General features: G+C 30.1%; 16 protein-coding genes. 12 read left to right on the top strand and 4 right to left on the bottom strand.

The features are described 5' to 3' along the window. Position 1: 1 nt before the first annotated feature. The 3 genes from spoVAC to CSPA_RS21020 are packed head-to-tail and all read right to left on the bottom strand — an operon-like array spanning position 2 to position 1,573. Complete coding sequence (gene spoVAC / locus CSPA_RS21030) at positions 2 to 481, bottom strand: stage V sporulation protein AC (RefSeq protein ID WP_015394396.1); 480 nt, start codon at positions 479 to 481, stop codon at positions 2 to 4. A gap of 12 nt (positions 482 to 493) precedes the next feature. Next, positions 494 to 1,354 (bottom strand): DUF421 domain-containing protein, encoded by an 861-nt coding sequence (locus CSPA_RS21025; protein WP_015394395.1) that lies wholly within the window; start codon positions 1,352 to 1,354, stop codon positions 494 to 496. 12 nt (positions 1,355 to 1,366) lie between these two features. Beyond that, entirely contained in the window at positions 1,367 to 1,573 is a 207-nt protein-coding gene (locus CSPA_RS21020) for a DUF1657 domain-containing protein (protein ID WP_015394394.1), read from the bottom strand. 532 nt (positions 1,574 to 2,105) lie between these two features. Between CSPA_RS21020 and CSPA_RS21015 the strand changes: the two genes are divergently transcribed. The 10 genes from CSPA_RS21015 to CSPA_RS20970 all read left to right on the top strand — a co-directional run bounded on the left by CSPA_RS21015 (position 2,106) and on the right by CSPA_RS20970 (position 15,009). After that, positions 2,106 to 2,552, top strand: coding sequence for a GNAT family N-acetyltransferase (locus CSPA_RS21015; RefSeq protein WP_015394393.1), 447 nt, complete (start codon positions 2,106 to 2,108; stop codon positions 2,550 to 2,552). A gap of 339 nt (positions 2,553 to 2,891) precedes the next feature. Beyond that, positions 2,892 to 3,086 (top strand): hypothetical protein, encoded by a 195-nt coding sequence (locus tag CSPA_RS21010; RefSeq protein ID WP_015394392.1) that lies wholly within the window; start codon positions 2,892 to 2,894, stop codon positions 3,084 to 3,086. A 255-nt stretch (positions 3,087 to 3,341) separates the two neighbouring features. Further along, positions 3,342 to 5,759 carry a GH39 family glycosyl hydrolase gene (locus tag CSPA_RS21005; RefSeq protein WP_015394391.1) on the top strand — a complete coding sequence of 806 codons (2,418 nt, stop codon included), beginning with the start codon at positions 3,342 to 3,344 and terminating at the stop codon, positions 5,757 to 5,759. Between the two features lie 362 nt (positions 5,760 to 6,121). Further along, entirely contained in the window at positions 6,122 to 7,225 is a 1,104-nt protein-coding gene (locus tag CSPA_RS21000; protein WP_015394390.1) for a Gfo/Idh/MocA family protein, read from the top strand. 29 nt (positions 7,226 to 7,254) lie between these two features. Next, positions 7,255 to 7,689, top strand: a complete 435-nt coding sequence (locus CSPA_RS20995) for a C-glycoside deglycosidase beta subunit domain-containing protein (RefSeq protein ID WP_015394389.1) — start codon at positions 7,255 to 7,257, stop codon at positions 7,687 to 7,689. Between the two features lie 11 nt (positions 7,690 to 7,700). Then, positions 7,701 to 8,684, top strand: coding sequence for a TIM barrel protein (locus CSPA_RS20990; RefSeq protein WP_015394388.1), 984 nt, complete (start codon positions 7,701 to 7,703; stop codon positions 8,682 to 8,684). An 84-nt stretch (positions 8,685 to 8,768) separates the two neighbouring features. Next, complete coding sequence (locus CSPA_RS20985; protein ID WP_015394387.1) at positions 8,769 to 9,683, top strand: sugar phosphate isomerase/epimerase family protein; 915 nt, start codon at positions 8,769 to 8,771, stop codon at positions 9,681 to 9,683. A gap of 43 nt (positions 9,684 to 9,726) precedes the next feature. After that, the gene (locus CSPA_RS20980; protein ID WP_015394386.1) at positions 9,727 to 10,776 is read left to right on the top strand and encodes a Gfo/Idh/MocA family protein; all 1,050 of its coding nucleotides are present in this window, start codon (positions 9,727 to 9,729) and stop codon (positions 10,774 to 10,776) included. A 155-nt stretch (positions 10,777 to 10,931) separates the two neighbouring features. Next, positions 10,932 to 12,299 carry an MFS transporter gene (locus tag CSPA_RS20975; RefSeq protein ID WP_015394385.1) on the top strand — a complete coding sequence of 456 codons (1,368 nt, stop codon included), beginning with the start codon at positions 10,932 to 10,934 and terminating at the stop codon, positions 12,297 to 12,299. A 454-nt stretch (positions 12,300 to 12,753) separates the two neighbouring features. Further along, positions 12,754 to 15,009, top strand: a complete 2,256-nt coding sequence (locus tag CSPA_RS20970) for a glycoside hydrolase family 3 protein (RefSeq protein WP_015394384.1) — start codon at positions 12,754 to 12,756, stop codon at positions 15,007 to 15,009. Positions 15,010 to 15,252: 243 nt separating this feature from the next. On the opposite strand, the gene CSPA_RS20965 is transcribed toward CSPA_RS20970, so the two are convergent. Next, the gene (locus CSPA_RS20965) at positions 15,253 to 16,083 is read right to left on the bottom strand and encodes a ThuA domain-containing protein (protein WP_015394383.1); all 831 of its coding nucleotides are present in this window, start codon (positions 16,081 to 16,083) and stop codon (positions 15,253 to 15,255) included. Positions 16,084 to 16,649: 566 nt separating this feature from the next. Here CSPA_RS20965 and CSPA_RS20960 point away from each other — a divergent pair. Both CSPA_RS20960 and CSPA_RS20955 read left to right on the top strand, forming a co-directional pair. Then, positions 16,650 to 17,621, top strand: coding sequence for a flavodoxin family protein (locus CSPA_RS20960; protein WP_015394382.1), 972 nt, complete (start codon positions 16,650 to 16,652; stop codon positions 17,619 to 17,621). 399 nt (positions 17,622 to 18,020) lie between these two features. After that, the gene (locus CSPA_RS20955; RefSeq protein ID WP_015394381.1) at positions 18,021 to 18,665 is read left to right on the top strand and encodes a TetR/AcrR family transcriptional regulator; all 645 of its coding nucleotides are present in this window, start codon (positions 18,021 to 18,023) and stop codon (positions 18,663 to 18,665) included. The last annotated feature ends 13 nt before the right edge of the window (positions 18,666 to 18,678 follow it).

Below are 18,678 nucleotides of genomic sequence, written 5' to 3'. Positions count from 1 at the left end.
TTTACATCGCCCCCAACCATGTTATTATCAATTTTATTGTAGCAACTACAAAGGCAGAGAATACTCCATAAACAATAATTGCACCAGCAAGTTGGAACATATTTCCAGCTACGCCAAGTACAAAACCTTCGCTTTTATGTTCAATTGAGGCTGAAGCTATAGAATTAGCAAAACCTGTGATTGGTACAGCAGAGCCAGCTCCTGCCCATTGAGCAAGATGATCATAAACTCCAAGTCCTGTAAGTAAAGCAGCAGTAAATATTAAAACTAGTGAAGTTGGACCAACTGAAGATTTCTCATCAAAATTAAAATAAGTTATAAAGGCCCATTGTAGAAATTGTCCAATGGTACATATAAGACCACCAATGAGAAATGCTCTTATGCAGTTAGTTAGAATTGGACGCTTGGGCTCTATTGAAGTAACTAATTGGTTATATTGAAGCTGAGTTGTAGTTAATTTTTTATTTTTCATATTGGACATTTATATCACCTTCTAACGTAATAAGTATGGTTCTAAATTTTTTATAACATTCTCTAATTTTTGTGCATTTTGTAAATACATTGTTTTTGCCGGTTTATCATCTGTATCTAGAGAAAAAGTAATAAGATCAGCATGAGCTTTTTGAAGACTTGCATAAAGCATTTCTTTAACTTGAGTTTTAGGAATTTGTATCATATCATCAAAAAGATCTACATATAAATCACCAGAAGAATCTACCTGACCAAGAAAAACATTCTCAAGAGCAATGCCTTTGTTCTCTAATTGGGTGTTAAGCCAGCCATGATTTAATCCAGCATTAACAAGACCCTCATTTAAAATATTTCCATCTAAGATTACAGTTTGAGGTTCAGCTGTAGATGAAACATTTTTCCCTAAATCATGAGGTGTAACTGGTTTTTTATCAGCTTTAAAACTTACACTTATATCTCCGCTTGTTTCCATTAAAGCAAATTCAACGTCAGCTAAATTAAAAGCTTTTTTTGACCGCATTTCCTGGAGAAATTCCTGCCCTGTAATTCTTTCCTTAGATAAATTATCTTCTAATATTTTTCCACTTTTAACTAATACACGTTCTTTACCATGTATTAGATTGTATACCCATTTACTTTTCATTGATGCAAAATCTAAAAGCATGGGCATTAATGCCCAAACAACTAATGTAGTTAGTGCAAAGTAAACATTGTTAACGGTATTTAATGAAATTAGTGTAATTATAATGGCTATAACTGCGTAAGAAATAAAATCAAAGGGAGTAGCCCTAGATAAAGTTTTTTTCTTCATATACCTTGAAATAATAAGGGCAAGAAAAAATAAAATAATTGAATTAAATAAAAATATTAACCAAGTACTCATATTCCACCTCACTTAGTTACCTTTATATTGGGGTTCTTGAAATTCTATGAAGCCCAATCTTTTTTCTAAATCTATTTTAATTTGGCTTAATTCGTCATAAGCTTCTGTATAAGCTGCTTTAGCATTTTTATCACGTTCCTGAAGGGAGTACATTCTTAAAGTAGCCTCAGAACCTTTCAAGGTAGCTAATGTTTGTTTTACCTTTGAACCAACAGTCATATAAAAATCTCCTTTGTATATAAAATGTTTACTAAGATACTTTAACCAATAAGGCTAAATTTAATTCACATTATTTTAAGAATAAGATAGTAGAAAAAATGTCTAGGTGAATTTTGTAGATATCCAAAGCGAGAATTAGACTTATGCAACAATTATCGAAATCAGATACATTTATCTTCCACAGGACTAGTGAAATTTTCGCTGGAAGGTTCTAAATGGTGGCTTGTCGTCATCTCAGCGTGCTCCAGATGTAAAATCTGGACAAGTTGTAAATGAAACAAGCCACCATTAATAACCATCATCAGCTCAATTTCACATGCCTGCTTCCAGAAAAATGTATCTAATTTCTAGTTTAGTGTTACGATTATAATTTCTCGATGATGTATGTATATTCCATTTATAAGTTTGATTATTAAATTGGATATCCAATAAAAGAAAAAAATAATTATCGAAATAATATATGAATAAATATACAATAATAATGAATATAGTGTATAATGATAATGAAATATAATAAGAAGAGGAAAGTATTATGAATATAATTACATATGAATATATAGATTATAAAAGTGAAAAATTTAAAGAAGCAATAGAGTTAAGATTTAATGTACTATTTAAGCCATATGGTAAAATAGACAAATATGATTATGATGAATTTGATAAGATTAGTTTGCACTTAGCAGTGTTGAAGGACAATGAAGTTATAGCATATTCCCGTATGACGAACTTAAATGGTGAGGGTAAGATTACTAATGTAGTTGTTGGATATGAGTATACAAAACAAGGCATTGGAGTTGAAATGTTAAAAATGCATATAGAAGAGGCTAGGAAACAAGGTATTAATAATCTGAGTTTAAATGCAAGAATAGATACGGTAGGTTTTTATAAGAAAGTTGGATTTAATTGTATAGGGGATACTTTTATATCTGAAAAAAGTGGATTAACATTACAAGTAATGAATTATAACTTAAAGTTATAATTCATTACTTGTATGCATTTAGAAAAGTTTTGAGTAATAAAATTATAAATCAACGTGATGAAATATTGTATTAAAAGTATATTTCGTATTATTTTTTTATAATTAATAGAAATAATTAATATAACATTTATAATATAATGTTTATCAACCTAGTCAATTAACTCATCTGTTGGGTAAATATTATAAAACTTTTTGTAAAAGTTTTCAATAATAATTTAAATTTGTTAACAAAATATTAACAAATTCGAAACGATATCAGGGGAAAATTTGGTTTGAATTAAAATTTATTGTGATTTATTATAAATATATAAAGAAAAAAGAAAAGGAGATATGATAACTATGATGAATATTATTAGAGAATTATTTAGTTCAAGAAATTTAAAAAGGGCAGGAATAAATATGTTATTTAGCAGTCCAAATTTAGCAGCAGCTGATTATGCTAGATTAAGTGAATCACTTAAAATGCTTGATAATGAAGCAAATCAAGTAAATCAAGCAGGAATGAAAACAAAAAAAGTTTCATATGCTATGTAAATAAAGCTTTACCAAGCTTTTTTACATAAAGTTATAAAGAAATATTTTTAAATTTAGATGGCACTATATTAAATAGTCGCTTTTTTTTTGCTCAAAAATAGCATATATGCATATGTTTTATGTGCTGGTAAAATAAATGAAGAAGATTTAAATGACGTATCAGATCAGAAAGTGACTGTTCTTAATAGATTAATTATATTATAATTATGTGATAAAATACTTAATAAATATGATTAAGGTAGGGGTAATTAAGTGATGAAATCAAATCTTAACAAGGAAAATATAGTTACCTATAATATAATGGTTAAGCAAAAAGAAGAAATACATTTTCACCAAGACGTTGAATTAATTTATGTATTAGAAGGTGAAATGGAACTTAAAGTTGAAGCAGACATATTTAAATTAAAGCAGGATGACTTTGTAGTTGTAAATCCTAATAAAAAGCATAGCTACAAATGTTCAGAAGATATATTAATGGCAAGTTTTTATATTTCCTTTCAAAGATTAAGTAGTTTTCTTGAAAATAATTTGATATTATTTTGGTGTAATTCAACCATAGACAAAGATTATTCCTATGATGAGGTTAGAAAAATATTAAAATTAGTATTCAATCATTATTTAAATAGGAAAGGTAAAGAAGATTTTTATGAATATAGCTTGTTTTATCAGTTAGTAAATCTATTAACCAATAACTTTTTAATTAATAATGCAGATGAGCGTTTTCATGATAAAGAAAATAAATATGATGATAGAATCAATGAAATTACTAACTATATAAGAGGCAATTATAATAAGCCAATAAGTCTTAATGACTTGGCTAATCAGCTACATCTATCTAATGCATATTTATCTAGATATTTAAAGAAACACTTAGGCATGAACTTTATAGATTATTTGAATAATGTTAGATTGCATTATGCTTTAGAAGACTTATTATATACTGAGGCTACAATTACTAGAGCGGCACTAGATAATGGTTTTGCAAATACAGCAGTATTTAATAAATTATTTAAAGCAACCTATCATATGACTCCATCAGAATATTTAAAGAAGGTAAAGAAAAGTATAGATGATAATATCGAAGAAGTTGAATCAAACGAAGATATTATTTTGGATAGATTAGATAATCATTTTGGAGAAGAAAATAAATTTGAAAATAATGCTGATTTGGTAAAAGATAATCAATATATAATAGTTGATGCAAGAGATAAAAAAGATTATATAAAAAATTGGAATAAAGTAATCAATGTGGGAGCAGCAAGTGATTTGCTTCAATCAGATATACAGGAACACGTAAAAATGTTAAAAAATGAATTGAAGTTTGAATATGTGAGATTTTGGAGTATATTTGGTCATGATATGTATGTTGGCGTATCTAATCCAGATGGGAAATATAACTTTGATAAAATAGATAGAGTTTTGGATTTTCTTTTAGACAATAAAATAAAGCCATTCATTGAACTAGGTCAAAAGCCTAAAAGACTTGATAGAACAGTAAGGGAAGCAGTTATTTTTGAAGAGGAGCAACAATTATTTAATAATATAAAGCAGTGGAAAAATGTAATGAGGGCTTTTTCTATTCATATTGTTAAAAGATATGGCCTTGAAGAGACTCAAAATTGGTGTTTTGAAATCTGGAGACCTGAAATTGAAGAGATGGAGGTAGACTATCTCGATATTTTTAATGTTGGATATGGTGAATTAAAAAAATATATTCCTAACTGTAAAGTTGGAGGAGCAGGTTTTCGTGGAGATTATGGCTTAAAACAATTGATGAAAAACATTATTCAGTGGAAAGAACAAAGTAATCAACCCGATTTTTTATCATTCTATTTATATCCTTATATAGTAATTAAGGAAAAAGGTGATAAATATTCAAAGAGATCTACAGATAAAGATTATGTTTTAAATCAGATAAAACTTATTAAAGAAACTTTAAAAGATATAAAATGGGCGGTTAAAGAATTATATATTACTGAATGGAATAGCACTATATCTAATCGTAATTATACAAATGATAGCTGCTATAAAGGTGCTTATATAATGAAGAACATTATTGATAATATAAATGAAGTAGATGTTCTTGCCTATTGGATTGGATCAGATTTATTTTCTCAATTTTATGATTCTCATGTTTTATTAAATGGCGGTGCAGGATTGCTTTCTAAAAATAGTATTAAAAAGCCAGCTTATTATGCAATAGAATTTATGAATAAAGTTGGTGGAAAGATTATAGATAAAGGAGAAAATTATATTATAACGGCTAATAGTCATAATGGATATTATATAGCATGTCATAATTATAAGCATTTTAACTATTATTATTATTTAAAATCAGAAGATGAAATAAAGCCAAGAGAACAGGGAAAAATATTTAATGATTATGATAATTTACGTTTGAATTTTCAACTTAAGAACTTGTTAAATGGTCAATATAATGTAAAAACTTATTCTATAAATAGAGAACATGGAAGTGCTTTAGATGAATGGATGAGGATGGATGAAATTGGTGATTTAGATAAAGATGAAATCGATTATTTAAAAAGAATTTCAACCCCAAGGTTAACTATAAAGAGATGTGATGTCGAAGAGGAAATTTTAAATTTAGAAGTTGCTTTGGCACCACATGAATTTGATATTATACATATATCTTACGGGGATAGGACTTTGTGATAAATTTTATAACTGGCTTTTTTATAGGTTAAATGGATGTATATGTTTATAGACAAATAGAAAAGTAGTTATATATGAAACTACGAATATATTTAGATATTTATATGAAATATCAAAGTTAACGAGTCATGCCCATTAAAAAAATATTTTAGAATTAGGTTAATTTTTTATTTAGGTCAAAAATAATTAGTATTATTTTTGACCTTATTTTCTTGTTTTCAAATATAAAAATAAAACAAGTCAATAAATGATTGAACTAAGTGAAATTAATTGAATGTCTGAATACGTTTAAAAAAGTATACTTGGTACATAAGAAGAAACAATAAGAAATTTATATATATGAAAATAGGAGGAGTAATAAAATGAGTAAAATTAAAGTAGGAATTATCGGTTGTGGAGGAATTGCAAATCAAAAGCATTTTCCAGCATTAAAAGAAAATTCTAATTTAAATGAAATAGTTGCTTTTTGTGACATTGTAGAAGAAAGAGCTACTAAGGCTGCTAAAGAATTTGGTGTAGAAAAAGCAAGAGTTTATACAGATTATAAAGAGTTATTAAAGGATAAAGATGTTGAAGTTGTTCATATTTGTACACCAAATGTATCTCATAGCGTTATTGCAATAGATGCATTTGAAGCTAAGAAACATGTATATTGTGAAAAACCAATGTCTCATAAAACTGAAGAAGCTGAAAATATGGTTGAAGCTTGGAAAGCATCAGGAATGAAATTTACTGTAGGATATCAAAATAGATTTAGAGCTGAAGTTATGAACTTACATGAAGCATGCAAGAATGGTGACTTAGGAGAAATCTACTACGGAAAAGCACATGCAGTACGTAGAAGAGGAGTTCCAACTTGGGGAGTATTCATGGATAAAGCACAGCAAGGTGGAGGTCCACTTATAGATATTGGTACACATGCTTTAGATATTACTTTATGGTGCATGAACAATTACGAGGTTGAAAGTGTATCAGGTTCTGTATTCTATAAATTAGGTGGATTAAAGCAGGCTACAGAAGGAAACTTATTTGGACCTTGGAATCCAGAAACTTTTGAAGTTGAAGATTCTGCAATGGGCTTCGTTAAAATGAAAAATGGTGCAACTATAAACTTAGAAGCAAGCTGGGCATTAAATGTACTTGAATCAAGAGAAGCATCAACTACACTTTGCGGAACACTTGCAGGTGCTGAAATACATTCAGGAATGAGCCATTCTAAAAATGAATTGATTTATAACCGTGGAAGAAATAATCAATTAATGGAAGAAAAATTATCTCCAGTTGGTGGGGTTGCATACTTCGGTGGAGGAGGCGGTGCTGAAGGGAGCATGGATTGTAAACAATGGTTAGAAGCTATCGCAAATGATACAGAACCACTAGTTAAGCCTGAAGAAGCATTAGCTGTTACAAAAATATTAGATGCAATTTACAAATCAGCAGAAGAAAAAGCAGAAGTTAAATTTTAGTTTTTTTCATACAAAAGGAGGTAGGAAAAATGGCATTTGCAATGCGTATGAAACTTAATAATCAAATTATTAAAGAAGATTCGTTTAAAAGTATGTATATAAATGGGAAAAAACATGGTTTCGAATTTGATGTTCAATTAGCTTATTATAGAGGACATTATTTATCAGATATTGATTTATTAGAAGTGTATTGTGATGGTGAAAAGATGCCAGAAGAAGCAGTTACTTTTGAATTAAATGGCAAAGAAATGCCTATTTATAAATTAAAATATGCAGTAACTGAATTCTGGAGTCAAGTTCAATTAGCTAAGATTAGAGTAATTAAAAAAGATGGATTAGATGTAGGAGAGCATGAATTAGAATTAAAGCTTATGCTTAGAGTTCCTTATATGCAGATGGGACCAGATCATCAATATATGCCGCTTGATAGTGGAGATACTGTAACTGTAACCATAAATGATTAGGAGGAATAAAGATGAGTAATATTAAATTAGGTGCTACTTTGTTTTGTTATGGAACAGAGTATGCAAGATATCAATATGATTTTGAAGAATGTGTAAAACAAGCAGCTTTAGCTGGTGCGACAGGATATGAAATTGTAGGAACTCAAATGATTCCTTCTTATCCTAATGTAAGTGATGAATTTTTAGGATTAGTAAATTCTTTAAAGGCTAAGTATGGTATTGGACCAGTTGGATATGGTGCAAATAATGATAAAGGTATGCGTCATGATAGAAATCTTACTGATGATGAAATGTTAGCAGATGCAATTATTGATTTAAAAACAGCTAATAAATTAGGCTGTAAGGTTATGCGTGTACAATACATGTTATCACCAGAAGCTTTTGGAAGACTTGCTCCTTATGCAGAACTATATGATGTAAAAGCAGGTATTGAAATTCATAATCCTGAAACACCAACATCTCCAAAGATGATGAAATATTTAGAAGTTATTAAACGTACAGGCTCTAAGCATTTAGGCTTTGTACCTGACTTTGGATGCTTCTCAATTGCTCCAAATAAGCCACATTGGGATAAAGCTCTTGCGGCAGGTGTTAAGGAAGAACATTTACAAATGGCAGCAGAATTTAGATATCAAGGTGTTGATATAGAAGAAGCTCGTAAAAAATTAATGGAAGCTGGAGCTCATCCGGCAATCAATGGTACATTACAAGGAATGTATGGATTTGTTCAATTTAATCCTAAGGAAAAATTACCTGAATTATTAAATGGATTAAAAGAAATTCTTCCATATTGCTTTGAAATGCATGGTAAGTTCCATTATTTAAGTGAAGATTGTGTAGAACCAAGCATACCTTATGAAGAAATTCTAGGAATGCTAAAAGATACAGAGTTTGATGGATATCTTATTTGTGAATATGAAGATGAATTATTCTGTGGTGGAACAGAATTTACAAGACGTCAAATTGCAATGGAGAAAAAATTCTTAGGAATGTAAAAGATTTGTATATGTGAATTCAAATTATTTACCCAATGATATAAAAAGCGTTGGGTAAATAGAACTTGGGAAAGGAGAATTTTTATGAAATTAGGATTTGTAAGCGCAATACTAGGAGACCTAAGCTTTGAAGAAGTAGTAGATTTTGCTGCTGAAAATGGACTTGAATGTATAGAAATGTGCTGTTGGCCTAAGGGGAAAGCAGAAAGAAGATATGCAGGAGTATGTCATATTGATGTAGATAAATTAGATGATGCTAAAGCTTCTTATATTAAGGATTATTTAGCTAAAAAGAATGTTAAAATATCTTCTTTAGCATATTATCCAAACACTCTTGAGGAAGATTTAGAAAAAAGAAAAGTATATGTTGAGCATTTAAACAAGTTAATTGATGCTTCTAGTATATTAGAGGTTAATATGATTACTACTTTTGTAGGGCGTATACCTTCAAAAACTGTAGAAGAAAACTTGGAAATAGTTAAAGAAGTTTGGCCTTCAATTGTAAAGCATGCAGAAGAAAAAGGTGTAAAGATAGGAATTGAAAACTGTCCAATGTTATTCACAAATGATGAATGGCCGGGTGGACAAAATCTTATGACATCACCTGCTAATTGGAGAAAAGTATTTGAAATACTAGATAGTCCAAACTTTGGATTAAATTATGATCCATCTCATTTTGTATGGCAGCAAATTGATTATATTAAGCCATTATATGAGTTCAAGGATAAAATATTCCATGTACATTATAAGGATATAAAAGTCTATAAAGACAAACTTGATGATGTTGGAATTATGGCAACACCACTTCAATATATGTCACCTAAATTACCAGGTCTTGGTGATGTTGATTGGGGAAAATATGTTTCGGCTTTAACAGACATAGGTTACACAGGTGATACCTGTATTGAAGTTGAAGATAAAGCATTTGAAGGCTCAGTTGTAGATTCTAAAAAGGCTGCAATTTTAAGTGCAAAATATCTTAAACAATTTGTGATATAAGAAAAATCAAATATGCAGTAACATATTAGAAGAAGGTGGAAAAATGAAAATTAAATTAGGAGTTATAGGTTTTGGAGGCATGGGAAAGTGGCATGCTCAAAATGCACCTCGTGCAGGAGTTGAAATTGCAGCAGTCTGTGATATTAAGGAAGAACGCTGGAGTGAAGCAGAAGAAATGGGTTTTAAGCTTTATAAATCAGCAGATGAATTACTTGCAGATAGTGAAGTTAATACAGTAATTTTGACAGTACCTAACCATTTGCATAAAGAAATGTGCTTAAAAGCAGCTGCAACTGGAAAAAATGTTATTACTGAAAAACCAGCAGCTATGAATGTAGCAGAATTAGATGAAATGGAAGCAGCTTGTAAAAAAGCAGGTGTATTTTTTACAGCTCATCAAAATAGAAGATGGGATAGAGATATGCTAATTGTAAAGAAAGCTTATGATGAAGGACTTTTAGGTAATATATTTACAATTGAAAGTAAACTTCATTCAGGTAATGGTTATATGCATGAATGGCATCTTTATAAGAAATATGGTGGTGGAATGATTTATGACTGGGGCGTTCATTTAATTGACCAAGCTCTGTTTATGATTCCAGGTGTAAAGATTAAATCTATTTATGCAGATATAAAAAATGTATTACATGAAGAAGTTGATGATTATTTTAAAATAATTTTAAAGATGGAAAATGGAGTTACCTTCCATTTAGAATTATCAACTTATATTCTAGAATACCAACCACGTTGGCTAGTAGCAGGAGATAAGGGAACAATAATTGTAAAGAGTTTTGGTTGCGAAGGAGCACTTTATCGTACAGGAGATATGCTAAAGAAGCTTCCACCTCAAATAACTGAAACTGTTGCAGGACCAACAAGACAATTTGCTCCTGTACCTCCAGGAGGAATTGTAGAGGAGTCACTTCCACAAGTTGAAACTGACTGGGTAGATTTCTATGAAAATGTACAAGGTGTATTAGATGGAACTGAAGAATCAAAAATTAAGATTTCAGAAGTACGTCGTGTATTATCAGTAATGGAAGCTGCGTGGGAATCTAGCAAAACAAATAAAGCCATAATTGATTTTGAATAATAAAAGTTTATAAGCAAGCTTAGGACCTTGCTTATAAACTATAAAAATGGTAATTGATAAAAATTAACCAAATGAATTATAACATAATATGCTTTTTTTATACAATTTTGTAAACGATATTATATTACTTATTAACAAAAAGAGGAGAAATTATTATGAATAATGAGAATGTAAAAACAGGAAAGCTTAGTTTTGGAACAAAATTTAGTTATGGAATAGGGGATTTTGCAAGTAATCTATCTTGGGGCCTAGTATCGACATATCTATTATTCTTTTATACAGATGTATTTGGAATAAGTGCTGCAGTAGCAGGAGTAATTATACTTGCTGCAAGAATATGGGATTGTTTCGTTGATCCAGTGGTTGGATTAGTTGTAGAACGTACTAATACTAGATTTGGGCGTTTTAGACCATATATAATTTTTGGTGCTATAGTGCTTGCAGCGTTTAATACTTTAACATTTACCACACCGAACTTAAGCCCTACAGGAAAAATAATTTATGCAACTGTAACTTATTTTATACTTGGAACAGTTTATTCAATCGTTAATGTACCTTATGGAGCTTTAGGAACAGTAATGACACGTGACACAGAAGAAAGAACCTCTTTGAATTCCTTTAGAGGATTTTTCTCATTAATCTCTAATGTTATAACAGGAGCTGCATTAATGCCACTTGTAATGGCACTCGGACAAGGTAACAATCAAAAAGGCTTTTCATATGGAGCCTTAGTAATATCATTATTTACATTACCACTGTTTTATATGGTTTTTAGAAATTGTAAGGAAGTTATTCAACCTCCAAAGGGGAGTCATCCTTCAATCAAGGATTCAATTCGTGCAGTTTCATTAAACAAACCATTTATGTTAATTGCAATTTACTTATTCTTATTATTTACAGCACTATTTGGAAGATTAGGCACAGTAGTTTTTTATTATATATATGTTATAGGAAGACCTGATTTAATTGCGCCATTGATGGGTGGATTTGGGGTATGTACAGCAATTGGATCTATAATAGTTGGTGCTATAGCTAAATATTTTGAAAAAAGAACATTAGCAATTATCGGTGTAGTATTATGTGGTTTAACTTGCATTGGAATATATTTAATACCTGTTACAAGCGTTACTGCAATAATGATATTATCAACTATTGGATTTATACCAGTAGGTTTTGGTGCTCCAATGATATTTAGTATGGTTGCTGATAGTATAGATTATAGTGAATGGAAGCATGGTTCTCGTGCAGATGGGGCTATTTATTCAGTAACAAGTCTTATTACAAAAATATCTTCAGCTATAATTGGTGGAATTACTGCAATTGCACTTGGATGGATTGGGTATATTCCAAATGCACAACAATCTGTTGAAACCATTAAAGGATTAAATATGGTAGTTAATCTTCTTCCAGGAATTGTATACTTATTGGCGATAGTACCAATGCTCTTATATGGAATAACTAAAGCAAAGGCTCAAGGGTATGCTAAAGAAATTGAAGAAAGACGTGCTAATACTAATGTATAACAGATAAATTTTTATTTTGAGGATTTGAATGAATAATTCAAATCCTTAAATAATTTACAGCTGAAATAGATATTAGTAATAGTATTTGGTGAAATGAGAAATAATAGTATAGTAAAATAGATAATTACTTGTTTATACAAAAAAGTTAAAAATGCTAATCAAATTTTTAGATTTTTTTCATTAAGCATAAAAAAATCATATAAAAACAATAAAGTCAAATATAAGTGAATAAGTAAAAGAAGGCGTCTACATATGAGATAGTATATAATATAAATTAAATAGTGAATATAGTATTTTATTGTATGAAAATGTTTACTTAATTTTAGCAGAATGATAAAATTTATATGGAAAAATTAGGAGGGAGTTATGAGTGATATATTTGTTTTAAATAATGACATGCTTGAGTCGTTTTAATAATATTAGGTACTGGAGCACATAGAAAGGATTAAGAATTATGATTAAAAAATGGAAGAAAATTAAAAAAGAAGGATATAATCTTATTTTAAATGAAGGTGGACAAAATATAGCTTATTCACCAAAGTCAAATATTAAAATAATTGAAGAAGATGGTTTTACTTTTAAAAATTTAAGCAGAAGCGGGAAGCTGGAAAAGTATGAAGATTGGAGATTGCCAGCAGAAGAAAGGGCTAAAGATTTAGCAAGTAAAATGACAATTAGGCAAATAGCTGGCCTGATGCTTTATAGTGGACATCAAGCTATTTCAAGCAGTGATGATCCATTTGCAAAAATGTTTGCAGGAACTTATAAAGGCAAGAAATTACATGAAAGTGATGCTAAAATAATTGATTTAACTGATCAGCAGATGGAATTTTTAAAAAATGATAATCTAAGGCATATATTAATTACTGTAATAGAAAATTCAGAAATTGGAGCTATGTGGAATAATAATGTACAAGCATTTTCGGAAGGACTATCTCTTGGTATCCCTGTCAATATATCTACAGATCCAAGACATGGAACTAGTAGTGATACTGAATTTAATGCTGGAGCAGGAGGAGATATTTCAAAATGGCCAGAACCTTTAGGTCTTGCTGCTACCTTTGATGCAGAATTAGTGAGAAATTTTGGTAGTATAGCTGCTAAAGAATATAGATCGTTAGGTATAACAACAGCTTTATCTCCTCAAGTAGATATAGCAACAGAACCAAGATGGATGCGATTTAATGGAACTTTTGGAGAAGATTCAACTTTATCAGCTAATTTAGCAGAAGCTTATTGTGATGGATTTCAAACATCTATTGGAGAATTTGAAATAAATCATGGCTGGGGCTTTGAAAGTGTAAATGCAATGGTTAAACATTGGCCAGGTGGTGGTAGTGGTGAAAGTGGACGTGATGCCCACTATGCTTATGGTAAATTTGCTGTTTATCCAGGTAATAATTTTCAGGAGCATTTAAAGCCTTTTGTTGAAGGTGCCTTTAAGTTAAAAGGAAAAACAAATACAGCCTCAGCAGTAATGCCGTATTACACGATTTCTTATGATCAAGATAAGAAAAATAATGAAAATGTAGGGAATTCCTATAGTAAGTATATTATTAATGACTTATTAAGAGAAAAATATAATTATAATGGTGTTGTATGTACAGATTGGGCAATAACAGAAGACAATAAAGAAATGGATGCATTTATATCTGGAAAGTGCTGGGGTGTAGAGAACCTTTCAGTAGAAGAAAGGCATTACAAGGCATTAATGGCAGGCGTGGATCAATTTGGAGGCAATAACCAAGTAGATCCTGTAATTAAAGCTTATGAAATTGGCGTAAAGGAACATGGAGAAGAGTTCATGCGCAGCAGATTTGAAAAATCAGCTGTAAGATTATTATTGAATTTGTTTAGAACTGGGCTGTTTGAAAATCCTTATGTTGATGCTGAAAAATCTAAAGAAATAGTTGGAAATTCTGAATTTATGCAAGCTGGATATAATGCTCAGTTAAAATCCATTGTCATGCTAAAAAATAAAGAAAACATTATTCCAATAAAAGAAAGAAAAAGAGTTTATATACCAAAGAGGAGAATTAAAGAAAGTAAAGACTGGTTTGGAAATATAATACCAGCATATGAAAAGGAGCCTGTAAATAAAGCTATTATTGAAAAGTATTATGATGTAGTTGAAACTCCAAAGGATGCTGAATTTTCAATTGTATTTATAGAATCACCAAAAACAGTAGGATATACAAAAGAAGATGGGTACCTACCAATTAGCTTGCAATATAGAAAATATACATCATTAACTACTAGAGAAAAAAGTATAGCTGGAGGAGATCCCCTAGAAATATCAGCTAATAGATCATACTTAAATAAAACTAATTATGCAAGCAATGAAGCGGACTTGGATATAATACTTGAAACAAAAGAAGTTATGGGAAAGAAACTAGTAATAGTGTCTATAAATATGACAAATCCAACAGTAGTAGCAGAGTTTGAAAAGTATGTAGATGGAATAATAGTAGAGTTTGGTGTGCAAACTCAAGCAGTAATGGATATTGTAAGTGGAAAATTTAATCCAAGCGGATTATTACCATTTCAAATGCCAATTAATATGGAAACTGTAGAAAATCAATGTGAAGATGTACCTCATGATATGGAATGTTATAAAGATGAATTAGGAAATGTTTACGACTTTTCATATGGTTTAGATTTTAATGGTATTATTAATGATGGTAGAGTAAAAAAATACAAAACAAGGTAAAATAACAAAGTTAGACTAAAGATATGGAAACAATTAGCTTAACTTGTATTGTGAATATTTTAGGAGTGCCAAGGAAAGTATTCCTAAAATTACAAAATATAACTTTAAATTCATTTATAACTGATAATAATATTATTATTAAGAAGTTTTGAACAAAAAGATATCGCCGGTCAAAATATTTCCGGCGATTTAAATTTATGTATTTTATTGTACGCCACCATTATAGTGTGACAGTTCATTTCTTTAATAATATGGAAACAATTTCAATCGGTTGTCTCCAGAACGATCTGGCTTCTCCAATGTAACTTCACCAGTAGCAGCCCACTCCACACCACGAACAAGCATAGTAATGAAATTAAATCGATCAAGCGCTTCCCAATGTCCAATAGATGTAGCAAATACACGTCCTGTTCCATATTCATTTGTCCAGATTACCGGTGTATACTCATTCACCCCAGCCATATTCTCAAGTTTTCCATCTGGAATGTCAACAGGATGATGTGGTGGCGGGAATCCAGGAATTCTGTAATTTTCCACATCATCATAAATAGATGCTAGTACATGAACTTTTGCTTCTGGATGAATGATTAGCTGTGTGAATAAATCATCAAAAACGTTCATCCACTTCTTATCTATTCCTTTAGTAATTGGATGATTCTCGTCCATGGTCTCAACGAAGTGATCATCTTTTGGACATCTTCTGCATCCTTTTTCCATAGCGCAATAGCCACCTAAAAGTTTTCTCCACTCATCTGGCCAGTCTGCATCGACCCAGATTGAAGAGTGATAAAATACAATTCCTTTTCCTTTTGAAACAAAATCATAAACGGCAGCTTCGCTCTGTTCTCCAAATCTACGTGCATGGTCTGTTGGCCAGGTTTTTCCATCATAGTCTACAAAGAGCACATCATAAGGCTCTAAAAATCCTGGTGTCACATTACGGAACTCTTCCACAATTGCAACATGAAAACGTCCTGTTGCTTCTAATAATTCTCTGAGACGCAGTGTGATTAAACGTCCCTGATGTTCTGCTGTAAGTAAACCTGTTACCAGCAATACATTCAATTTTTTCATTACAAACCCTCCAGTATATATTTTTAACTCATCAAGTTCAAAGAAAAAAGCTGTATACCTTTTCATGTGAAACTTTAGTTCGTTGAAAAATTTACATTTCGTAGAAACTGCTGATAGTTTCATCAGTGTTAAGTATTTATATGGAGTTGTCACTACAAAATATATAGATTTTTCAAGGTGATGATGTTGCTTTTTTATGCCAACACCATATAGTCATTATATAATTAAACCAAACTATATTCATATTTGATTTTTTCCTTTTAAAAGAGGAAAATTAATATAAAAATAATAAAGATATCAAAAATAGTAGGGGGCATTTTTGATGTCTTTATTTTTTATTCAAATAGATAATTAATAAAGTCAAAATATCGATTAAAATTGGTTAAATAACTTAATGAATACATGTACATTAAAATTTATAATTAAATAGTAAGAATTTATTATAAATGATAAATTATCAATTATCGATTGAAGGAATTCTTTCAGAACTTTTTCAATCATTGTTAATTGTTAAAGTAACATATATAAACAAAAATTAGTTATAAAAGAAAGAGGAGTTTTAAATTATGAAAGTTTTAGGATTATCATTTGGAAGAAAAAATTGCAATACAGATATTTTAGTAAAGGAAGCACTTTTTGGGGCAAAAAAAGGTGCACCAGATGCAGAAATAAGATTTATCAACACAAACAATCTTACAATTGATCGTTGTATAGGATGCGGTGCTTGCTCAAGAAGTCTTGAAAACGGTAAAGACAATGACTGTATAGTTAAAGATGATTTACAAATGGTAGAAGAAGCAATTCGTGAAGCTGACTGCTTGATTGTAGGTGCACCAGTATATGTACTACAACCAGTTGGTCAATTTAAAAATTTCGTTGATAGATTTTCTTGTCGTCATGATGTATCTGCAATTAACTGGGTACTAGATAAGAGAAGAAATGGGGAGGCTCCTGGAGATCCAGACGCATATCAACAAGAAAGATTGAAAAAACGTTATGTGTCTTATATTTCAGTTGGTGGAGCAATTACACCAAATTGGGTATCTATGGGTACATCAACTATGCATCTTTTTGGCTTTCCTGCAATGATGAAAGTTATTGGAAATTACGATGCATCAGGAATGGGAACAAGAGCTAATCCAATCCTAGATGATAAAATGATGTCTGAAATTCATGAATTGGGTAAACAAACTTCAGAAGCTTATGGAAAAGATGATAAGGATATTGCATGGTTTGGTAAAGAAGGAACATGTCCAGTATGCCATCAAAACCTTTTAACAGTTAATGGGACAACTACAGTAGAATGTCCAATATGCGGAATTGAAGGTAAGATTGCAATTGAAGGAGAAAAGTTAAAAGTAACCTTCTCTGATGCTCAGCAAGCCAGAGCTAGAGGTACATTTGCAGGTCTTCGTGAGCACACTGCAGAAATACAAGGGTTTGGAGCAATCTGTGCACCAAAAATAATGGCAAACAAAGAACTTTTAGATAAGAGAATGGAAGTTTATAAGAACTTCGAAAAATATATAAACGAATAAGGTATTTTTAATATGGGTAGCAGTTTCTTAAAAGGAGATTGCTACTTTTAATTAAATAGATTTTAAATTTTAGATTATAATCATGCATATCCATTGGGATTTAACTACATAGATGCTTTTTAAAAAACATAATCATTGTGAATATTTATCACCTAATCAATATGAGGCTAAGTACGAAAATCAATTGGTGAATTCATATAAAAATGTAAGTTTATTGCCATTTACATGGTGTAAAGTTCAGTGTATAATTATTTACAAGATGTAAAGGGTTAATATGAATTGTTTAAAGCAAGAATTTTTTGATATTGATTTTGTAAAGGTTAACAATAGTTAATGATTTTGTTACCTTATTTAACTAAAAAATAAAAACTGTAATAAAGTAATGGATAGGTGGAACAAATGAATAATAATTGGCATTTAAATATTAGTAATAAAAATCGAGAAGAAATTCTTGAAACAGGAAAAGAATTGTTTTTGAAACATAGTTTTCATGATGTAAAAATAACTGATATTTGTAATATAGCTGGAGTAAGCAGGGTTACTTTTTATAAATATTTTAATATAATGGATGAATTAATATTCGAAGTGCAAATGGATATATTAAAGAGTATGCTGATGTTTATAAAAGAAAAAAGTGATTTTAGCTCCAATGGAAAGGAAAGTTTGAAATCAGTGCTTTATGCCTGGATAAACTTTGCAAAAGAGCATAAGGAGGAAATGAAATTTATAGTTTCATTTGATCTTTATTATAGTTCTCATGATTTAAATGAAGAATTGAAATTAAAATATAAAAGTTTTACAAAAGAGGATTATAATCAAAGTTTGCTTAAGTACGCTTTAGAAAAAGGAATTAAGGATAGATCTTTAAAAGAAGATATAAATCTTCCTAAGACAGGAATGTATATATACCAAACTGTTATGGGATTGCTTCAAAGAATGAGTTATAGTCCAATAACTTTTGAATATGAACCTATTACGTTTGAAGAAATTTCATTTGAAGTTGTTGATACACTTATAAAGTCTATTGAAAATGTGTGTAATTAACTTTAAAGGAGTG

This window comes from Clostridium saccharoperbutylacetonicum N1-4(HMT) (assembly GCF_000340885.1).
Classification (GTDB): Bacteria; Bacillota; Clostridia; order Clostridiales; family Clostridiaceae; genus Clostridium; species Clostridium saccharoperbutylacetonicum.
Note: the sequence above shows the minus strand (reverse complement) of the source record. Positions and strands in the feature narration are given on the sequence as shown.

What these genes read in the sequence shown, in the direction of transcription:
- spoVAC (WP_015394396.1), bottom strand. Translation starts at nt 481, where the DNA reads ATGTCCAATATGAAAAATAAAAAATTAACTACAACTCAGCTTCAATAT.
- CSPA_RS21025 (WP_015394395.1), bottom strand. Translation starts at nt 1,354, where the DNA reads ATGAGTACTTGGTTAATATTTTTATTTAATTCAATTATTTTATTTTTT.
- CSPA_RS21020 (WP_015394394.1), bottom strand. Translation starts at nt 1,573, where the DNA reads ATGACTGTTGGTTCAAAGGTAAAACAAACATTAGCTACCTTGAAAGGT.
- CSPA_RS21015 (WP_015394393.1), top strand. Translation starts at nt 2,106, where the DNA reads ATGAATATAATTACATATGAATATATAGATTATAAAAGTGAAAAATTT.
- CSPA_RS21010 (WP_015394392.1), top strand. Translation starts at nt 2,892, where the DNA reads ATGATGAATATTATTAGAGAATTATTTAGTTCAAGAAATTTAAAAAGG.
- CSPA_RS21005 (WP_015394391.1), top strand. Translation starts at nt 3,342, where the DNA reads ATGAAATCAAATCTTAACAAGGAAAATATAGTTACCTATAATATAATG.
- CSPA_RS21000 (WP_015394390.1), top strand. Translation starts at nt 6,122, where the DNA reads ATGAGTAAAATTAAAGTAGGAATTATCGGTTGTGGAGGAATTGCAAAT.
- CSPA_RS20995 (WP_015394389.1), top strand. Translation starts at nt 7,255, where the DNA reads ATGGCATTTGCAATGCGTATGAAACTTAATAATCAAATTATTAAAGAA.
- CSPA_RS20990 (WP_015394388.1), top strand. Translation starts at nt 7,701, where the DNA reads ATGAGTAATATTAAATTAGGTGCTACTTTGTTTTGTTATGGAACAGAG.
- CSPA_RS20985 (WP_015394387.1), top strand. Translation starts at nt 8,769, where the DNA reads ATGAAATTAGGATTTGTAAGCGCAATACTAGGAGACCTAAGCTTTGAA.
- CSPA_RS20980 (WP_015394386.1), top strand. Translation starts at nt 9,727, where the DNA reads ATGAAAATTAAATTAGGAGTTATAGGTTTTGGAGGCATGGGAAAGTGG.
- CSPA_RS20975 (WP_015394385.1), top strand. Translation starts at nt 10,932, where the DNA reads ATGAATAATGAGAATGTAAAAACAGGAAAGCTTAGTTTTGGAACAAAA.
- CSPA_RS20970 (WP_015394384.1), top strand. Translation starts at nt 12,754, where the DNA reads ATGATTAAAAAATGGAAGAAAATTAAAAAAGAAGGATATAATCTTATT.
- CSPA_RS20965 (WP_015394383.1), bottom strand. Translation starts at nt 16,083, where the DNA reads ATGAAAAAATTGAATGTATTGCTGGTAACAGGTTTACTTACAGCAGAA.
- CSPA_RS20960 (WP_015394382.1), top strand. Translation starts at nt 16,650, where the DNA reads ATGAAAGTTTTAGGATTATCATTTGGAAGAAAAAATTGCAATACAGAT.
- CSPA_RS20955 (WP_015394381.1), top strand. Translation starts at nt 18,021, where the DNA reads ATGAATAATAATTGGCATTTAAATATTAGTAATAAAAATCGAGAAGAA.